This window comes from Streptomyces sp. bgisy027 (assembly GCF_057710365.1).
The window spans coordinates 342,267-358,052 of record NZ_JBYIVZ010000002.1; the positions used below are offsets into that span (position 1 = coordinate 342,267).

Here is a 15,786-nt window from a genome sequence, read left to right on the forward strand (position 1 = left end):
GCTCTCACACAACCCCGCCGATTTCAGCCTCGAAGTGAGACTGTGCCCGGTCGAGTACGTCATCAGGGTCATAGCCGTATGCGCACAGCCAGTGCAGTACATCGGCCAGGACCCCGATGGCGGCCTCTTCTCTTAATGCAGAGCCAAGCACGCTACCTCTGCTGGACACGGACTTCTCGCTCGGCGGCTGCCACGATTCGTATAGATCCAAGATGGCCCCGGCCCTTGTGACACGAGGAGCATGTGCGGAGTTGCTCGTGTCAGAGAGCTCCGTAGCAAGCTCACACCAGACCACCTTCGCTTCCCCTCGGACGAACACGCCCCATCGGTGGCCTGTCAGGGTGTCGACGAGCGCCATTCCCCGACCCGACTCCAGCCCATCGCTGGCGTCGATCAGGGTGGGCAACGTCCGCGTGTCGGGATCCTCAACTTCCAAGCGAAGGTACGGCCCGTTGAAGGCCACACGCAGCGTGGCGGGCGTCCCCTCACCGACGTGCTGAATGACGTTGGTGACCAGCTCCGATACGCAGACCTGTGCCATGTCAACGTGATCGGGCAGCCCCCACAGGATCAGGCGGAGTCTCAATGTCCGCCTCAGGTTGGAGAGTTCACGCGGCTGGGCAACGAGCTTATGCACCCAGGGGCCTCGCCCGACGCAATCACCAACGGAGATCATCCTCGACCGCCTTCCACTCACGCTTCGTCACACACGACTCACACCTCAATGACTCTCAGTGACAGAGTTTCAGCGCACGTCCCGTCGTGCAACATGCATGAAGGGATTCCCCCTTTAGGGTGATTGGCCTTTCGCACCCCTTCCGATGGGATGGAAGTTCCGCTACCCCGCCAGGAGTTGCCATGACCGGATCCCCCACAGCCCGCCGCCGTCGCCTTGCAATCGAGCTCAAGCGACTACGCGATGAGAGCGGCCTGACTTGCAACCAGGTCGGCAAGGAACTGGACTGGAGTAGCTCCAAGGTCAGCCGCATGGAGACGGGACAGGGGCGCGTCCAGCCCTCAGACGTCGATGCTTTGTGCCGCTTCTACGGGACCGCGGATGAGCTGCGTGATCTTCTGAAGTCATTGGCCAAGGGATCCAAGACGAAGGGGTGGTGGCATGCGCACAGCGATGCGATCCCTGCTTGGTTCTCTGTGTACGTCGGCCTCGAACAGGCGGTTTCCGACCTGCGTACCTACCAGGCCGAGTTCATCCCGGGTCTGCTGCAGACGGCCGAGTACGCAACCGAACTGAGCCGCGCATGGGTCGACCACACCCCCGAGGACATCCAGCGCATGGTCGACGTGCGGATGCGGCGACAAGAGCTCCTCACCGGCGAGAGCGCGCCCGATCTCTGGGCAGTCCTCCACGAGAGTGCGTTGCGGCAAACGGTGGGCAACCACCAGGTCATGACTCACCAACTCGAACGTATGCTGGAAATGCAGAAGTTGCGGAACGTGACCATCCAGGTCCTGCCGTTCGACGCAGGCGCCTATCCGACCGCCGGGTCGTTCACGGTCCTTGGCTTCCCAGAGCAGGAGGACCCCGACGTGGTCTATCGAGAGGGGCTTACCGACTCCGTCTACCTCGAGGAGCCCAAGGACGTGGCCCTCTACACGAAGGCATTCGACCACCTCAGAGCCTTGGCGCTGAGCCCTCAACGTTCGGCCTTTTTGATCACAAGACTGTTGGAGGGGAACTCCCGATGATGCCGTCATCCAGCATCGCCTGGCGTAGGAGCAGCTATAGCAATGGCATGGGGGGCGAGTGTTTGGAGGTAGCGGCTGCCTCTGAAGTAGTCACGGTAAGGGACTCCAAAGACGCCTCGGGACCGATACTCAAGCTAAGCACTTCCGCATGGCGAGATTTCATACGGACGCTGTCTCGCCACACAGAACGGCCCACTAGCTAGCTGGCTGGAGCGGGTCACGCATGATTTCTCCAGCCCGTTGGAGGAAAGCTGCGTAGGTCTGGGTCATCTGCCCCCTAGCTTGGTCGAAATTGGACCAATCCACCCGCGGGCCGGTCTGCAGCAAAGCACCTACGGTCGCCATCGACTTCGCTGTCAGGGCGTGAGCCAGCACATACGCTTCGTCTGGCCCCCAAAGCGCCAAATGGCTTGTTTTTGCCTTAAGTTCAACAGTGCATCCTCGGAGCTCGCGCCCCGTAGCTTCATCGATCCCGGCGCCACCCCGCACCTCAGGCATGATTCGCACCAGCACTTCATCCAACGCCGCATAGCCCGCAAGTAGGGCAGCGAAAGCCTGATGCCGCTGGCTACGCACCCACTGCCAGTGCTCCGCTGCCGCCTGACCATGCACCTGAGCCAAGGCTGCCTCAACTGCCTTACGTCCACCGGCTTCAGCTCCACGCTTGGCGTACATCCCGGCGACGACAGCACCGATGACTGCGGCTGCGAAGGCTATTGCCGCCGCAATGACTGTCCCCGTCGCGTCACTCACCGCGCCATCCTCGCCCGGATGTGGCTCTAACACAACGATGGCGCACGCCACTTGCAGCACTTCGGCACTGTGCGGCTCTACACCCATTAGCCTCAGATCATGACCACCCCCTCAGCCGGGTTCACTCCTGGCGACACCCTTACCCGCGCGCAGATACACCCCGTACTTGGCGGTAGCGGCTTCGCCGGAATCTGCCCAGCCAGAGAGAAGCGCAACGTTCTTATATTCTCCGACAGCAAGGTAGGCAGGCGTTACGGATATCGAGACGGATGGTTAGCCGAGGACGACTCCGTAGGTCCCGTATTCACCTACACCGGAGCCGGCAAGCGAGGCCATCAGAGGCTAGACGGCGGAAATGCCTCCATACTGGAACACGCAAATATGGGGCGGAAGTTGCATGTATTCGTCGCCGTGGGAAATGTTCCGGGAACTGGCACGCGGACGCACAAGTACCTAGGCGAGTTCAAGGTTGACGAAGGCCGACCGTACGACATACGCGTAGCCAAAGACGAACTCGACCAAGAGCGCAATGTCATTGTATTCCGACTACGCCCCACCGGCCCATACACGCGGGAGGAATCCGACACGCTGCCAGTGGCTGGCCGTTCGCGAATCCGCTTCCAGCCCACGGCAGGTCGTGTTGCTCGGGCGTATCGACGCCAGAGACGCCAGCGTCAACCGCAAACTGATGCCACCCGAATAGAGGCTCTCCGCGATGATCTAGCGGAGGACTTCGAAGCGCAGGAGATTGCAGCCGGGATGGACATCGGACAGATGGAGTTGTCCCTACAGAACTCGACGGATCAGATCTCGTTCGAGATTTTCAACCAGACGACCCATAGCGTTTACCAGCCAACGGGCAGCGCAGCACCCGAGTCCATCACTCAGGCTCTTGCTCAACTCCTCTATGCGCAGCGACATTTGATGGCGCTTGCCGACGACCAACCTCTCCACCTCATGATGCTTACGCCTGCGCTCCCTCGCGAGGACCTCCGCGACCTGCTCACTGAACACGGGATTGGCCTCGTGTACCGCAACGACAGCGGAGGCTTCTCAGAGTTCGCGAGAGATACCTCCACGGCCAGCACATCTCGATCCTTCCGCTGCCTGGACTGCCCCGTACCTGTCTAGGAACCCGAAGGCTCGAGCGGAGGCTCCTCAACGAGGTAGGTGGATCCATAGTCACTCTGGATCGACGCAGCCAGGCCCAGCATGGGTCGCCCGCCCTGACACGTTCTCACCCAACCGGGCTCGACTGACGACTTGCGCCTCGCCCGGCGAGGGAACCTCCCCCTGACGATGCCTCACGGCCCGCGGAACTGATTGCCCCTCATGGCCGTGGCCCGTTTGGCAGTCCCGATGAGCGGACCATGCGATATCGGCTTAGTCTCCGAAATGAGCGCAATGTGGATCTTTTACTAGTGCGCTCCACTCGACCCTAGGAGGAGAAATGCGCAAGCTTCAGAAGGCCGCTCTCGCGGCCGCGATGGTCGGGTCCCTGAGCTTCATAGCCACCGGCACCGCCAGCGCCCAGCCTGCCTACGACGGCCACGGTTGCAAGTCTCACGACCAGAACATCAATCTCCTGAACAACATCGGGATTGCCAACGGTCTGGCTGCGAACCTGCTCAACGGCGAGGGCTCCCCGGGCGCGCAGTACAACGACGTCGGCTCCAGCTGCGGGCACCACTGATCAACAGGGGTTGTGTTACGTAGTTCGCTGACAAGATTCTCGGCGCCCGGGCCTGCCGCCCGGGCGCCGAGAACTGTTCGGGTACCAAAGTTGCGGATGCCGTAGACCATCGGCCGATGGCAGGACCTGCGGCATGTCCCCAGACTGGCGGGGTCCTGGGGCGTGGTCGGCGGCCGGGACCAACTTCGGCAGAGGGCAACGCACAGGTGTGGGGGACATGAGGGGCACGGGGGATCTTTCGAAGCAGGGTCGTCCGGTGGTCGGCGGCCCTGAGCGTGGTGCCACCGTCATCGCCGAGTCGGCCTGGGTTCTGACGCTCTTTTGCCTGGGCTGCGGGGCCGTCGCCGGCGGGGTGGTCACGCTGCTCGCCGAGTGGCTGGTGAGGTTGTCGTGGGCTCCTTTGCAAGGGCCGGCCAGGCTGCTGACGTCCGTGCCGGAGCCCTGGCAGAGCGTCGGGGCCGTCGGCGTGGGGGCCGTGCTCGGGCTGGTGGTCGGGTTCATCGCGGTGCACGAGTCGCTGTCGGTGCGGGTGTCCGCCGACCGTGTGGTGCTCGGCATCAGGGACTCGTCGCAGGAGTTCGGGCGCGACGAGATCGGTCTGGTGGTGCGGGACGGCAAGCAGCTCGTGCTGCTCGGGCCGGACGGCATGGAGGTCGCCCGGGAGGACTGCGGTCTGCCCTGGACGCGGCTGTCCGAGGCCTTCGCCGCGCACGGGTACCGGTGGGCCGATCAGGATCCGCATCGCGAGGAGTTCCGGCGTTGGGTTCCGGGGATGCCCGGACTGCCGGAGGGGGCGGGCGCGTTGCTGGCGGCCCGTGCGGCGGCCCTGGAGAAGGACGAGGGCGCCGACGACGCCCGGGAGCTGCGCGGGGAATTGTTGAGGCTCGGCGTCGTCGTACGGGATGAGAAGGGGCGGCAGTACTGGCGGGTCCCCGGCCGGCGCTGAGGGCTCTGAGGGATCTCCGGGCTCCCGTGGCTCCGGTGCTCGTCCTTGCGTTCGAGCGCGACCGTCGTATCGGCTGAGTCGTATCGGCTGAGAGGATGGCGGCGACCGTACTGGAAGAAGGGGGATGAGCATGACCGTGCTCGTCTTGGTCGGCGTGCTGCTGCTCGTCGTCGGGGGATGCGTCTGTGTCGTGTGGGCGTCGCGGGGTGGCCCGCGCTGGGTGCGCGTGGTGTCCAGCGCGACCCTCGGGGTGGCCCAGGTGGTGGGAGCACTGGCCCGTGGTTCGGGGAAGTCGCGGTCAGGCTCGAATTCGAGTTCGATTTCGAGTTCGGACGAGTGATCGGCCCTTGCCGGCCGCCACGGGAAGCCGGCGGCCGGAAAGGGCCCGGGAAGCCACAGGAGTACGAAGGTGCGCCTCGACGCCGACGCCGACGCGGGCCGCACCAGCTCGTGTTGAGCGTTGCGGCCCGCGTCATGGAGCGGTGTGGGGTGGGGGTCAGCCGGACTTCGTCGGGGGCGGGGGTGCCGTCGCCCCCGCCTTGCCCTCCGTCAGGAGCCATTCGTGGTGGAGGGCGCCCAGCGGGATCTTCGTCCGGAAGACCGGGGTGCCGAAGATGGTGAGTTGGAAGTTGAGGGTGCCGGTCAGGTCCACTCCGCCGTAGAGGGCGTAGGCGCCGGATGCCGAGCCCGTGCCGTCGGCGGAGCCCTCGGCCGACGCGTCGGCGTGGGCGCGGACGTACGGGGCGAGGTCGGCGGTGACGCCCACCGTGCCGTAGAGACCGACCGTGGCCTCGGCGCCGAGGGCCGCCTTGACGTCGCCCGCTGCCGTGACCCTGGTCTTCAGGGGCTCGCCCGTCATGTCGGACTCGCTGACCGGGGTCCAGCCCTTGGCCCAGGAGAAGCTGCCGCCGACGCGGAAGTCGCCCTTGAGGTCCTGTTCGACGTCGACGGTGACCTTGCCGTCCGCGTTCACCTGGATGTAGCAGGTCAGGTCGAGGTTGACGACGACCGGGATCGGGCCGACCTGGATCACCGGGTCGGAGTGGAGCTCGGCGAAGGGGATGCGGATCGGCTGCCCCTCGGTGGAGCCGGCCGCGCGGCCCTTCAGGGACCACTTGGAGGACCAGTCACCCGAGAGGCCCAGGAAGGCGGCGCCGGGTGACGTGCCCTTCCCGTCGGAACGGGCCGAGCTGTCCGTCGTCCCGGAGGCGGCGCTGCCCGTAGTCCCGGACGCGGTGCTGCCCGTAGTCCCGGAGGTTTCCGTGTCCTGCGAGCCGTCGTACGAGAACGCGACTTCGGGGGCCAGCTGTACGAAGCCCTCCACCGACGCGGCCGCCGACGCCGGGGCGCCCTCGGCCGTGGCGATCGCGGCGCCGACGTCGAGTCGCAGGCTGCCCAGCGGGAGCTTCGCGCCCTCGGGGCCGAAGCGGAGGTCGCCGGTCTTCGCCCAGGAGACCTTCACGCCGTTCACGAGCGGCTTGACGTCGACGGAGGACGGGTCGACGGGGACCTCGCCCTCGGCCTTGCTCGCGCCCAGCACGGAGTTGAGCTTCGCCGGTTCCGTCTCGACGGCGGTACCGCCGCTCTCCGCGGCGCCCACGACGTCCGTGACCTTCGCCAGTACGCCGTCGGGGGCACCGGGGGCGGGAGCGCTGGCGATGATGTCGCCGACGGCCACCGGGGGTTGGGCGGAGGGGCTGGAGGACGGGTCGGCGGGAGCGCTGGTCGACGGCGTCGCTGTCGGCTTCGTCGCCGACGGCGACGAGATGACGGCCCGGCCGGTCTTCCTGTCGTACGAGGCGACCTTGAGGGAGGACTTCTTCGCCCCGCCTCCCCCGTCGCCGTCGGCCACGGCGGTGGGGGTGGCCGCACCGGACGGGGCCGATACGACGGCGAGTTGTTCCTGGGCGGCTGCGGGCTCGGGGCTCTCCGAAGCCGTGGCGGCCGCCGCGTCCGTGGCGGTCGGGGTGTGGGTGGAGCAGCCGGTGGTCAGTACGGCCGCGAGAGCGATCGCCGACAGTACGGCGTGGCGCTTGAACTTGGGTCTGTGCACGCGTGTTCCTCGGGAGCGTTGTATGGGGGTGCGCTGCAGGAGGTGACGCATGAGGGGCCGGTACGCCGGTCGTCGAGACGGGCATGCCGGTATGGCCGGTCCGGCGCGGGGCGCGCGGGCGGCGGCATGGTTACCCCTCAGTAGTCATTCATGAGCATGCCAGTACGACAGGGGGCCGCATCCGCTTTCTACGGCCGGGAGGGCGGTGACGTGAGTCACACCTGAGCGGGGGTCAACTCCTGTGACTGGTCGGGGGGTTCGTGGGTTTTCCGGGCAAGGCTCAGTGGTCCCCCTCGCGCCCCGCGCCGTCCATCGGCGTCAGGACGCGGGCGCCCGTGTGCCGGTAGATCACCGAGCACTACACCTGGATGCTCGGCGGTGATCTCGACGCCCTCGCGGCGGGGCAGCGTGCCGCGCTCGCGGAGTGGGGCGTGATGCCCGGGACGGCGATCGGCACGGCGGCCGGGTCGCCGGCCGTGGATCTGGGGTGCGGTCCGGGGCACGCCAGTCTCGCGCTGGCCGCGCTGGGCTTCGACTCCGTCCTCGCGGTCGATCCGAGCCGGCCGCTGCTGGGTGAACTCGCCGCGCACGCAGCCCGGTTGCCGCTCTCTTCGCCGATGTCGCCGCGGCCCTCGCGCCCGAGGGGACGGCCGTGTTCTCCTACCGCGACCTGACGGTCCCGCTCACCGGCACCGACCGCTTCCTTCCGGTGCGGGCCACCGAGGACCGGATCATGACGTGCTTCCTGGAGTACCCGGACGACTACAACGACTACACGGTCGTCGTGCACGATCTGATCCACACACGCGCCGACGGCGACGCCGACTGGACGCTCACCGCCCGCAGTTACCGCAAGCTGCGGCTCTCCCACGCCCGGGCGCTGGAGCTGCTGTGCCAGGCCGGGCTGCGGGTGCGGGCGCGGCACGAGGAGAGCGGGGCGGGCGGCCTGCGGATCGCTTCCCGCAACTGAGCCCACGCACGGCACACCACGCACAGCCGCGCCCGTATGCACGCCTACCACGCCTTCACCGGCACGCCCGACCGCATGGTCGACGGCATGCTCACCACCCCGGCCGGGATCCGCACCGCCCTCACCGCCTACGCCGATCTGGGCGTCGACGAGGTGATGCTCTACTGCTACGGCTTCGCCCCGGACCAGGTGGACCGCCTGGCCGACGTGCTGTGACACCGATCCCGTGACACCGATCCCGTGGCAGCGGCCCCGTGGCGCTGATCCCATGGCACCGGCCCCGTGATCCCGATCCTGTTGCGCTCCTGTTGCCGGAACTGTGGGCTCCACCACAGCCGGGTGCGCCGGGCCCTGTTGGACTCGTCGCACCCGTGGTCGTCCGTCGTTCCCACCACCTGGAGGCCAGGTGCTCCTGCTGCTCCTGCTGTTCGTCCTGGTCGCGGTCATCACCGCGATCGGTCTGACCGGATACGGCATCCGCACCCTGGCCGACCGGCGCGAACTGCGCACCGGAGTCCCCGGCGCGCTGCGCGGCATCGCGGCCCTCGCGGGCGCCGGGGCGTTCGCCCTGTACGCGTGGGGGCTGCTTGCCGTGTGCGGCGCGGTGATGGTGGCGGAGGACGGCGGCACCGACTCGGCGCCCCCGCGGTCCTGCCGTACGGCGGGCTGGTGGGAGCGGCACGAGCGGGGCATCGAGATCACCGGGCACAAGGTGACGTACATCCCGCTCGGGTTCGTCTGCGAGACGAGCGACGGCGGGAGTTACGACACGGGTGACGTGCCCGGCTATGTGAACCCGGGCGTGCCGGCGCTCGCCCTCACCGCAGTCGGGAGCGCCATCGGCGCGGGCTACGTGACCGAGCTGCGGGCCCGGGCGGAGTCCCGCGGGGACCGGGCCGGTTAGCCTCGGTTCTGAAGGGACCGGCCGAAGTGGTCGCCGGCCCCGGCAGCGGTGGTTGGAGGCAACATGACGAAGGTTCCCAGCGCGGTGGTCGCGGCGGGCGGGCTCGTCGGCGGGTACGGGGTGGCCCGCTGGACCAGGAACCGGCAGCTCGGCGGTGCCGTACTGGCCGTGGCGGGCGCCACCGCCGCACAGCAGTGGCGGCAGCGGGCGGGCGGCAGGGCCGCGGGCGCCCTGACCACCGCCTACGTCGCCGCCTTCGCCGGTTCGCACCCACTGGCCAAGAAGGTGGGCGCCTGGCCCGCCGTGTTCGGGGTGGCGGGCGCGATGGCCCTGGCGTCCTGGGCGGTGGCGGACCGCCGCGGCTGACGCGGGGGCCGTCTCCGCGAAGGGCGGTCCAGCACGTCACGGCCGTACGTCCCCCCTGCGACCGGTAGGTCAGGCGCACCTCCCCGTACGACCGGTAGGTCAGCCGTACCCCCCTACGACCGGTAGGCCAGCCGCACCTCCCCCTACGACCGGTAGGCCAGCCGCACCTCCCCCTACAACCGGTAGGTCAGCCGTACCTCCCCCTACAACCGGTAGGTCAGCCGTACCCCCCTACGACCGGTAGGCCAGCCGCACCTCCCCCTACAACCGGTAGGTCAGCCGCACCTCCCCCTACGACCGGTGGGTCAGGACGTTCACCACGCGGCCGCCCGGGTCCCGTACGAAGAAGCGGCGTACGCCCCACTCCTCGTCCCTGAGTTCCCGTACGATCTCCGCGCCCGATGCCAGTACCCGCGTGTACACGGCGTCGACGTCCTCGACCTCCACGCTCAGGTCGGGGACGACGGGGCCGGTGCGGTCCTCGGTGAAGAAGCTGATCTGGGCGGAGGGGTTGGCCGGGGACGCCATGGTCGTCACCCAGCCCATGTCCATCACCTCCTCGAAACCGAGCAGGCCGTAGAAGTCACGGCCCGTCGCGATCGCTTCCTCGGACCCGGCGTGGACGTTGGGGACGATCCTGCGGACGGTCATCGGTGCGGCTCCCTGGAACGGTTGTCCGGAGTTTTTGTTATCCCCCGCAGTCTGCCCCCGTCTCCCCTGCGTCCCCAGCCACAGGCACGCGAGGAACGAGACACGTGACACGACAGATCAGCCGCCGGAGCCTGCTCAGGGCCGCGGGCGCGACCGCCGGAGCCGTCGGGGCGGGAATCGGCACGACCACCCCGGCTATCGCAGCAGCCGGAGCAGCCGGGGCAGCCGGGGTCTCCTTCGCCCATCCCGGCCTGCTGCACACCCGCGCCGACCTGGACCGGATGGCCGCCAAGGTGAAGGCGGGCGCCCAGCCCTGGACGGCCGGTTTCGCCCGGCTCGCCGCCAACCCCCACGCTCAGAGCGGCTGGCGTCCCCGGCCCAGCGCCGTCGTCCACCGAGGCGCCGGAACCCCCCAGAACTACGCGGCGCTCTACAAGGACATCCACGCCGCCTACCAGAACGCCCTGCGCTGGCACATCACCGGCGAGCGTGCGCACGCCGACACCGCCGTCGCCGTCCTCAACGCCTGGTCGGGGACGCTGACCCAGGTCGCGGGCAGCGCCGACCGGTTTCTCGCGGCCGGGCTGTACGGCTATCAGTTCGCCAACGCCGCCGAACTCGTCCGCGACCACGAGGACTTCGAGGCCGAGCGGTTCCGCAGGATGCTGCTCGACGTCTTCCACCCGCTGAGCGAGAGCTTCCTCGCCCACCACAACAACGCGGTCGTCAGCAACTACTGGACCAACTGGGACCTGTGCAACATGGCCTGCGTCCTGGCCGTCGGCATCCACTGCGACGACCGGGCGAAGGTCGAGCGCGCCGTCGAGTACTTCAAGCACGGCGAGGGCCTCGGCTCGATCAGGAACGCTATCCCCGTCGTGCACGACGACGGACTGGGCGAGTGGCTGGAGGCCGGCCGCGACCAGGGGCACGCCCTGCTCGGCGTCGGCCTGATGGGCACGATCTGCGAGATGGCCTGGAACCAGGGCATCGACCTGTACGGCCACGACGACAGCCGCTTCCTCAAGGGCGCCCAGTACGTGGCCAAGTGGGCGATGGGCGAGAAGGTGCCGTTCACCGCGAACACCCGGAGGAAGGGCGCGATCGACGGCTGGTCGGGGTCGGAGACGGTGACCGAGGCCGCGCCCGTCAACCCGGAGATGACCCGCCCCATCTGGGCGATGATCGCCAACCACTACTCAGGGCGCCGGGGCCTGCCGGCGTCGTACCTCACCCGGATCGCCGCCAGGTCCGCCCCCGAGGGCGGGGGCGGGAACTACGGCCCCGACAGCGGCGGCTACGACCAACTGGGCTTCGGGACGCTGGCGTTCACCCGGGGGCGAACGACCGGGGCGGGCAGCAGCGGCGGATCGCCGAGCCCGTCCGCCTCCGGCCCCTCCGAGGCCGCCGGTACGGGGTCCGGTCCCCGCCCGCAGACCGGAACCCCGGCATCTCCCTCGCCCTCCGCCGCCGGCGACGACCTCGCCGCCACCGGCTCGAACGGCCTCCTCGGCTGGACCGCCGCCACGGGCGTCACGGCCCTCGCCGGCGGCCTCCTGCTGCTGCGCCGCCGCGACCGGGCCCGGCGCGAGCCGCAGTAGAGGCCACCGCCGCACGAAGGACCGGCCCGGTCCCGGCTCCCGCTCGGGGGAGAGCCGGGACCGGGCCCGCGGCCGCGTACGGCGGCAAGGGGCCGTGCCGGGAGGTGTCCGCCCGCAGTGGCCCCGCGGCCGCGTACGGCGGCAAGGGGCCGTGCCGGGAGGTGTCCGCCCGCAGCGGCGGGCGTCAACGAACAGCACCTCTGGAGCCACGGCGACCGCCCGACCGAGGACGGACACCCCCCGGCACGGCCCCGACCCACAACGCACACGCAGGCACGACGCGCACCCCCCACCGAACCCGCACAGGCCGCCGCAGGCCTACGCCCCCAGCGCCCGCGACACGATGTAGATCAGCAGCCCGGCGAGCGAGCCCACCACGGTGCCGTTGATCCGGATGAACTGGAGGTCGCGGCCGATGTGCGCCTCGATCTTCCGGGTGGTGTGCTCGGCGTCCCAGCTCGCCACGGTGTCCGTGATCAGGGAGGTGATCTCCTTGCGGTAGGTGGAGACGACGTACACCGCCGCGCCCTCCACCCAGCCGTCGACCTTGGCCTGGAGCCTGGGCTCGACCGCCATCCGCGCGCCCAGCGACAGCAGCGAGGCACGCACCCGCAGCCGCAGTTCGCTGCGCTCGTCCTCGGCCGCCGAGACGATCATCCGGCGTACGGCGGTCCAGGCGGAGGCGATCAGGTCCTGCACCTCGCCGCGGCCCAGCACCTCGCCCTTGAGCCGCTCGACGCGCGCGCGGGTCTCCGTGTCGGACTGGAGGTCGGAGGCGAAGTCGGTGAGGAACCGGTCGAGGGCGCCGCGGGCCGGGTGGCTGGGCATGTCCCGCATCTCGGTGACGAAGCGCAGCAGCTCCTTGTAGACCCGCTCGCCGACCCTGCGGTCCACGAATCTCGGGGTCCAGCCGGGGGCACCGCCCTGCACGGCGTCCATGATCTCGTCGTCGTGCAGTATCAGCCAGTTCTGGGCCCGGGCGACGACCAGGTCGACGACCCGCTTGTGGCCGCCGTCGGCGACGATCTTCTCCAGCATCTTCCCTATGCCGGGCGCGATCTCCTGGGCGTCGGCACGCCGGGTGATCGCCTCGCCCACGACCGCCTGGACGTCCGAGTCGCGCATGACCGTCAGGGCACCTCTGAGTGCCGCGGACAGCTCCGCCGTCACCCGGTCCGCGTGCTCGGGTTCGGCGAGCCAGGCGCCGAGTCGGCTGCCGATGCCGACGGCGCGCAGGCGCTGCCGTACGACGTCCCGGGAGAGGAAGTTCTCGCCGACGAACTCGCCCAGCGAGACGCCGAGCTGGTCCTTCTTGGTGGGGATGATCGCGGTGTGCGGGATGGGCAGGCCGAGGGGGTGACGGAACAGGGCCGTGACGGCGAACCAGTCGGCGAGCGCGCCGACCATGCCGGCCTCGGCGGCCGCCGCGACGTAGCCGGCCCAGGCGTCCGCGCCCTGGTTCGAGGCGACCTTGGCGAGGACGTACACGAGCGCGACGAAGAGCAGCAGCCCGGTCGCGGTGATCTTCATCCGCCGTACGCCGCGCTGCTTCTCCTGGTCGGCGGCGGTGAACGTCGTCATCGCACGTACGGCCGATGCGGGCACGCGCCGGTTACCAGCGGTCTCCGGCCGGGCATGCTGCTCTACGACAGGCGTTCCCGTTTCATCCTGATTCGTACGTTCCATTCCGCTCCACCCGTCCAGGATCCCCCGCACACATTGTCCCTTCCTGACCTACTCCTGGAACGAATCAAGAGTTCCCGGCGTCTGTCCCGTGGGGGAGGTCGATGGCGAAGTCCGGATGAACTCCGGCGGCCCAATGGGGGGTCCGTGCAACTCCCCTCCGCCTCATGACGCATCATGAGGTGATCACATCGGAGCCTCGGGCTCCCATCCGCCCGAGGAGACACGCACCGCATGACCAGGCGAAACGGTTATGCCCTGCTCAGCGCGATCATCGCCCTGATCGTCACGCTTTCCGCCGCGATATACATCGCAGTCGCCTCCGACGCGGGCAGCGCGACCGGCAGGAGCGCCCCCACGAAGACCGGCTCCGGACGGGGCCCCGTCGCCCCGGCCTCGACCGGCATCTGGGTGGGTGCCTGGTCCGCCTCCCCGGTCGGCGCCGAGCCCGGCACCGAGCTGGAGGGCCTCGCGGGCGACTCGGTGCGCAACGTCGTGCACACCAGCGTCGGCGGTACGAGTGCCCGGATCACGCTGTCCAACCTCTACGGCCAGTCCCGGCTGACGATCACGCACGCCTCGGTCGCGCTCGCCGCCGGCTCCTCGACGGCCGCCGCGGTCGCCGACACCATGCACCGGCTGACCTTCGGCGGCAGCCCCACCGTCGTCATCCCGCCGGGCCGGCAGGTGTTCAGCGACGCCGTGCGCATGACGATCCCGGCGGACGCCGACGTCCTGGTGACCACCTACTCCCCCACCCCGTCCGGCCCGGTGACCTACCACCCGCACGCGCGCCAGACCAGTTACGTCGCCGAGGGCGACCTCACCGAGGACACGACCGGCACGGCGTACACCGGCCAGGTCGACGCCTGGCGGTACGTGACCGCGCTGGACGTCCTCAGTCACGACTCCGAGGGCACCGTCGTGGTCTTCGGGGACTCGCTCACCGACGGCATCACGTCCACCCAGAACGCCAACCGCCGCTGGACGGACGTCCTCTCGCGGCGGCTGCGGGCGGCCGTCGCGGCCGGCCAGGACGTGCCGCGCTACAGCGTCGTGAACCAGGGCATCAGCGGCAACCAGATCCTCGCCAGCGGCGCCGGGCGCCCCGCCGACAACCAGGCGGGCATCGGCCGCTTCCACCGCGACGTGCTGTCCCGCACGAGCGTCAAGGTCGTCGTCATCGACCTCGGCGTCAACGACATCCTGCGCAACCCCGGCCTCGCCGACCCCCAGCGCATCCTCGACGGGCTGCGCACCCTGGTCCGCCAGGCCCACGCCCGCGGCCTCAAGGTCGTCGGCGCCACCCTGATGCCCTTCCAGGGCCACCGGGGCTACACCGACGCCCGCGAGAACGTGCGCCGGCAGATCAACGCCGAGATCCGCGCGGGCCGGGTCTTCGACGCGGTCGCCGACTTCGACAGGGCCGTGCGCGACCCGTACAACCCGCGCAGGTTCCGCCCCGACTACGACTCCGGCGACCACCTCCACCCGAGCGACAAGGGCTACGAGCGCATGGCGGAGTCCTTCGATCTCCAGGACCTGAAGGGCGCGGCGCCGGCGGAGCTGTAGCGGCGGCCGGCTCAGCGAGCGGGGGCGGGGGCGGGGGGCGCTCAGTCCTCGTCCCGCTCCCGGGACTTCTCCCGGCGGGCCCCGGGCTCGCTGTGACCGTGACGCCACAGGTCCCGGTGCTCCTCGAGCATCCTCCGATGGCCCTCGTAACTCTCGTCCCGCGCCGAGGACCGCAGCTCCCGCCGCTGCTCACGCCGCTCCAGCCGCTCCCGGCGCCGCTCCTCGCGGAGCTCCTGCTTCTGCGTCCGGGTCAGCTTCCGCTCGACCCCGACGCCGCCCCAGAAGGCGAACCCGGTCACGACCACCCGCGGCGCACCGGGATCCCCGGGCGCCCCGTCCTCACGGTGGTCGAAACCGCCCATGATCCCGATCCCGCGCACCTCGACCTCGACCCCGGGCGGCACGACGACCTCCACCCCGCCCATGATCGCGACACAGTTGATCTCGACCACCCCGTCCGCGAAGTTCGCCTCGCGCAGGTCGATCTCCCCGCCGCCCCAGAAGGCGAAGCAGTTGAACCGCCTCGGCACGGTCCAGCGTCCTTTGCGCTGGAACCCCGACAGCACGGCGACACCCCACGTCGAGGACCCCTCCCCGCCGACGATCCGGTCGCTCCAACTCCCGGCGGCCCCGGGCCTCTTCACCATGTCGACCTTCGGCACGGCCACCGCGCCGACCGGCAGATCCCGGGTGATCGGGGCCAGATCCCCGTAGGTGCGTGCCTTGTACGTCGCGTCGAGGCGTTCCTCGAACTCCTCCATGTCGAGGCGCCCCTCCGCGAGGGCGTCCCGCAGGACCTCGGCGACTCGTTCACGATCGGCGTCGGAGGCACGCAGCTCCGGGGCTTCGTCGCTCATACGGGCAGCCTACGAGCTACCCCGCCCGGG

Annotated in this window: 19 protein-coding genes; 13 read left to right on the top strand and 6 right to left on the bottom strand. The window is 69.4% G+C overall.

Going from position 1 to position 15,786, the window contains the following annotated elements:
* Window positions 1–4 precede the first annotated feature (4 nt).
* On the bottom strand, window positions 5–676 hold the full coding sequence (locus tag AC3ETA_RS03570; RefSeq protein ID WP_432191323.1) for an ATP-binding protein: 672 nt from the start codon (window positions 674–676) through the stop codon (window positions 5–7).
* Between the two features lie 182 nt (window positions 677–858).
* Between AC3ETA_RS03570 and AC3ETA_RS03575 the strand changes: the two genes are divergently transcribed.
* Window positions 859–1,707 (top strand): helix-turn-helix domain-containing protein, encoded by an 849-nt coding sequence (locus AC3ETA_RS03575; RefSeq protein WP_432191324.1) that lies wholly within the window; start codon window positions 859–861, stop codon window positions 1,705–1,707.
* Window positions 1,707–1,910: a DUF397 domain-containing protein gene (locus AC3ETA_RS03580; RefSeq protein WP_432191364.1), complete on the top strand. Its 204-nt coding sequence runs from the start codon at window positions 1,707–1,709 to the stop codon at window positions 1,908–1,910. Before AC3ETA_RS03575 ends, AC3ETA_RS03580 begins: the two co-directional genes overlap by 1 nt.
* Here the strand turns inward: AC3ETA_RS03580 and AC3ETA_RS03585 are convergent.
* Window positions 1,903–2,460 carry a hypothetical protein gene (locus AC3ETA_RS03585; RefSeq protein ID WP_432191325.1) on the bottom strand — a complete coding sequence of 186 codons (558 nt, stop codon included), beginning with the start codon at window positions 2,458–2,460 and terminating at the stop codon, window positions 1,903–1,905. The genes AC3ETA_RS03580 and AC3ETA_RS03585 overlap by 8 nt on opposite strands.
* Before the next feature lie 99 nt (window positions 2,461–2,559).
* On the opposite strand from AC3ETA_RS03585, the gene AC3ETA_RS03590 reads away from it, so the two are divergent.
* From AC3ETA_RS03590 to AC3ETA_RS03605, 4 genes are all read left to right on the top strand, one after another.
* Complete coding sequence (locus AC3ETA_RS03590; RefSeq protein ID WP_432191326.1) at window positions 2,560–3,591, top strand: SRA domain-containing endonuclease; 1,032 nt, start codon at window positions 2,560–2,562, stop codon at window positions 3,589–3,591.
* 319 nt (window positions 3,592–3,910) lie between these two features.
* The gene (locus AC3ETA_RS03595; protein WP_432191327.1) at window positions 3,911–4,153 is read left to right on the top strand and encodes a hypothetical protein; all 243 of its coding nucleotides are present in this window, start codon (window positions 3,911–3,913) and stop codon (window positions 4,151–4,153) included.
* 217 nt (window positions 4,154–4,370) lie between these two features.
* The gene (locus AC3ETA_RS03600) at window positions 4,371–5,099 is read left to right on the top strand and encodes a YqeB family protein (protein ID WP_432191328.1); all 729 of its coding nucleotides are present in this window, start codon (window positions 4,371–4,373) and stop codon (window positions 5,097–5,099) included.
* 130 nt (window positions 5,100–5,229) lie between these two features.
* Window positions 5,230–5,439 (top strand): hypothetical protein, encoded by a 210-nt coding sequence (locus AC3ETA_RS03605; RefSeq protein WP_432191329.1) that lies wholly within the window; start codon window positions 5,230–5,232, stop codon window positions 5,437–5,439.
* Between the two features lie 156 nt (window positions 5,440–5,595).
* Here AC3ETA_RS03605 and AC3ETA_RS03610 read toward each other — a convergent pair whose 3' ends face one another.
* Window positions 5,596–7,203, bottom strand: a complete 1,608-nt coding sequence (locus tag AC3ETA_RS03610) for a hypothetical protein (protein WP_432191330.1) — start codon at window positions 7,201–7,203, stop codon at window positions 5,596–5,598.
* Window positions 7,204–7,520: 317 nt separating this feature from the next.
* Between AC3ETA_RS03610 and AC3ETA_RS03615 the strand changes: the two genes are divergently transcribed.
* The 5 genes from AC3ETA_RS03615 (at window position 7,521) to AC3ETA_RS03635 (ending at window position 9,392) form a co-directional block, all read left to right on the top strand.
* The gene (locus AC3ETA_RS03615) at window positions 7,521–7,826 is read left to right on the top strand and encodes a class I SAM-dependent methyltransferase (RefSeq protein WP_432191331.1); all 306 of its coding nucleotides are present in this window, start codon (window positions 7,521–7,523) and stop codon (window positions 7,824–7,826) included.
* Entirely contained in the window at window positions 7,805–8,122 is a 318-nt protein-coding gene (locus tag AC3ETA_RS03620) for a hypothetical protein (RefSeq protein WP_432191332.1), read from the top strand. Before AC3ETA_RS03615 ends, AC3ETA_RS03620 begins: the two co-directional genes overlap by 22 nt.
* 36 nt (window positions 8,123–8,158) lie before the next feature.
* Window positions 8,159–8,338 (top strand): hypothetical protein, encoded by a 180-nt coding sequence (locus AC3ETA_RS03625; RefSeq protein ID WP_432191333.1) that lies wholly within the window; start codon window positions 8,159–8,161, stop codon window positions 8,336–8,338.
* 190 nt (window positions 8,339–8,528) lie between these two features.
* The gene (locus AC3ETA_RS03630) at window positions 8,529–9,026 is read left to right on the top strand and encodes a hypothetical protein (RefSeq protein ID WP_432191334.1); all 498 of its coding nucleotides are present in this window, start codon (window positions 8,529–8,531) and stop codon (window positions 9,024–9,026) included.
* A gap of 63 nt (window positions 9,027–9,089) precedes the next feature.
* Window positions 9,090–9,392: a hypothetical protein gene (locus tag AC3ETA_RS03635; protein ID WP_432191335.1), complete on the top strand. Its 303-nt coding sequence runs from the start codon at window positions 9,090–9,092 to the stop codon at window positions 9,390–9,392.
* A 291-nt stretch (window positions 9,393–9,683) separates the two neighbouring features.
* On the opposite strand, the gene AC3ETA_RS03640 is transcribed toward AC3ETA_RS03635, so the two are convergent.
* A complete protein-coding gene (locus tag AC3ETA_RS03640; protein ID WP_432191336.1) occupies window positions 9,684–10,043 on the bottom strand; it encodes a VOC family protein in 360 nt (119 codons plus the stop codon).
* Between the two features lie 104 nt (window positions 10,044–10,147).
* Between AC3ETA_RS03640 and AC3ETA_RS03645 the strand changes: the two genes are divergently transcribed.
* The gene (locus tag AC3ETA_RS03645) at window positions 10,148–11,644 is read left to right on the top strand and encodes an alginate lyase family protein (RefSeq protein ID WP_432191337.1); all 1,497 of its coding nucleotides are present in this window, start codon (window positions 10,148–10,150) and stop codon (window positions 11,642–11,644) included.
* A 318-nt stretch (window positions 11,645–11,962) separates the two neighbouring features.
* Here AC3ETA_RS03645 and AC3ETA_RS03650 read toward each other — a convergent pair whose 3' ends face one another.
* Complete coding sequence (locus AC3ETA_RS03650) at window positions 11,963–13,330, bottom strand: DUF445 domain-containing protein (protein WP_432191338.1); 1,368 nt, start codon at window positions 13,328–13,330, stop codon at window positions 11,963–11,965.
* A 231-nt stretch (window positions 13,331–13,561) separates the two neighbouring features.
* On the opposite strand from AC3ETA_RS03650, the gene AC3ETA_RS03655 reads away from it, so the two are divergent.
* A complete protein-coding gene (locus tag AC3ETA_RS03655) occupies window positions 13,562–14,899 on the top strand; it encodes an SGNH/GDSL hydrolase family protein (protein WP_432191339.1) in 1,338 nt (445 codons plus the stop codon).
* 41 nt (window positions 14,900–14,940) lie between these two features.
* Here the strand turns inward: AC3ETA_RS03655 and AC3ETA_RS03660 are convergent, their stop codons facing one another.
* Complete coding sequence (locus tag AC3ETA_RS03660) at window positions 14,941–15,756, bottom strand: DUF1707 SHOCT-like domain-containing protein (protein ID WP_432191340.1); 816 nt, start codon at window positions 15,754–15,756, stop codon at window positions 14,941–14,943.
* Between the last annotated feature and the right edge of the window lie 30 nt (window positions 15,757–15,786).

Coding starts and splice junctions, on each gene's coding strand:
- AC3ETA_RS03570 (WP_432191323.1), bottom strand. CDS start 676: ATGATCTCCGTTGGTGATTGCGTCGGGCGAGGCCCCTGGGTGCATAAG.
- AC3ETA_RS03575 (WP_432191324.1), top strand. CDS start 859: ATGACCGGATCCCCCACAGCCCGCCGCCGTCGCCTTGCAATCGAGCTC.
- AC3ETA_RS03580 (WP_432191364.1), top strand. CDS start 1,707: ATGCCGTCATCCAGCATCGCCTGGCGTAGGAGCAGCTATAGCAATGGC.
- AC3ETA_RS03590 (WP_432191326.1), top strand. CDS start 2,560: ATGACCACCCCCTCAGCCGGGTTCACTCCTGGCGACACCCTTACCCGC.
- AC3ETA_RS03595 (WP_432191327.1), top strand. CDS start 3,911: ATGCGCAAGCTTCAGAAGGCCGCTCTCGCGGCCGCGATGGTCGGGTCC.
- AC3ETA_RS03600 (WP_432191328.1), top strand. CDS start 4,371: ATGAGGGGCACGGGGGATCTTTCGAAGCAGGGTCGTCCGGTGGTCGGC.
- AC3ETA_RS03605 (WP_432191329.1), top strand. CDS start 5,230: ATGACCGTGCTCGTCTTGGTCGGCGTGCTGCTGCTCGTCGTCGGGGGA.
- AC3ETA_RS03610 (WP_432191330.1), bottom strand. CDS start 7,203: ATGCGTCACCTCCTGCAGCGCACCCCCATACAACGCTCCCGAGGAACA.
- AC3ETA_RS03615 (WP_432191331.1), top strand. CDS start 7,521: ATGCTCGGCGGTGATCTCGACGCCCTCGCGGCGGGGCAGCGTGCCGCG.
- AC3ETA_RS03625 (WP_432191333.1), top strand. CDS start 8,159: ATGCACGCCTACCACGCCTTCACCGGCACGCCCGACCGCATGGTCGAC.
- AC3ETA_RS03635 (WP_432191335.1), top strand. CDS start 9,090: ATGACGAAGGTTCCCAGCGCGGTGGTCGCGGCGGGCGGGCTCGTCGGC.
- AC3ETA_RS03640 (WP_432191336.1), bottom strand. CDS start 10,043: ATGACCGTCCGCAGGATCGTCCCCAACGTCCACGCCGGGTCCGAGGAA.
- AC3ETA_RS03650 (WP_432191338.1), bottom strand. CDS start 13,330: ATGGAACGTACGAATCAGGATGAAACGGGAACGCCTGTCGTAGAGCAG.
- AC3ETA_RS03655 (WP_432191339.1), top strand. CDS start 13,562: ATGACCAGGCGAAACGGTTATGCCCTGCTCAGCGCGATCATCGCCCTG.
- AC3ETA_RS03660 (WP_432191340.1), bottom strand. CDS start 15,756: ATGAGCGACGAAGCCCCGGAGCTGCGTGCCTCCGACGCCGATCGTGAA.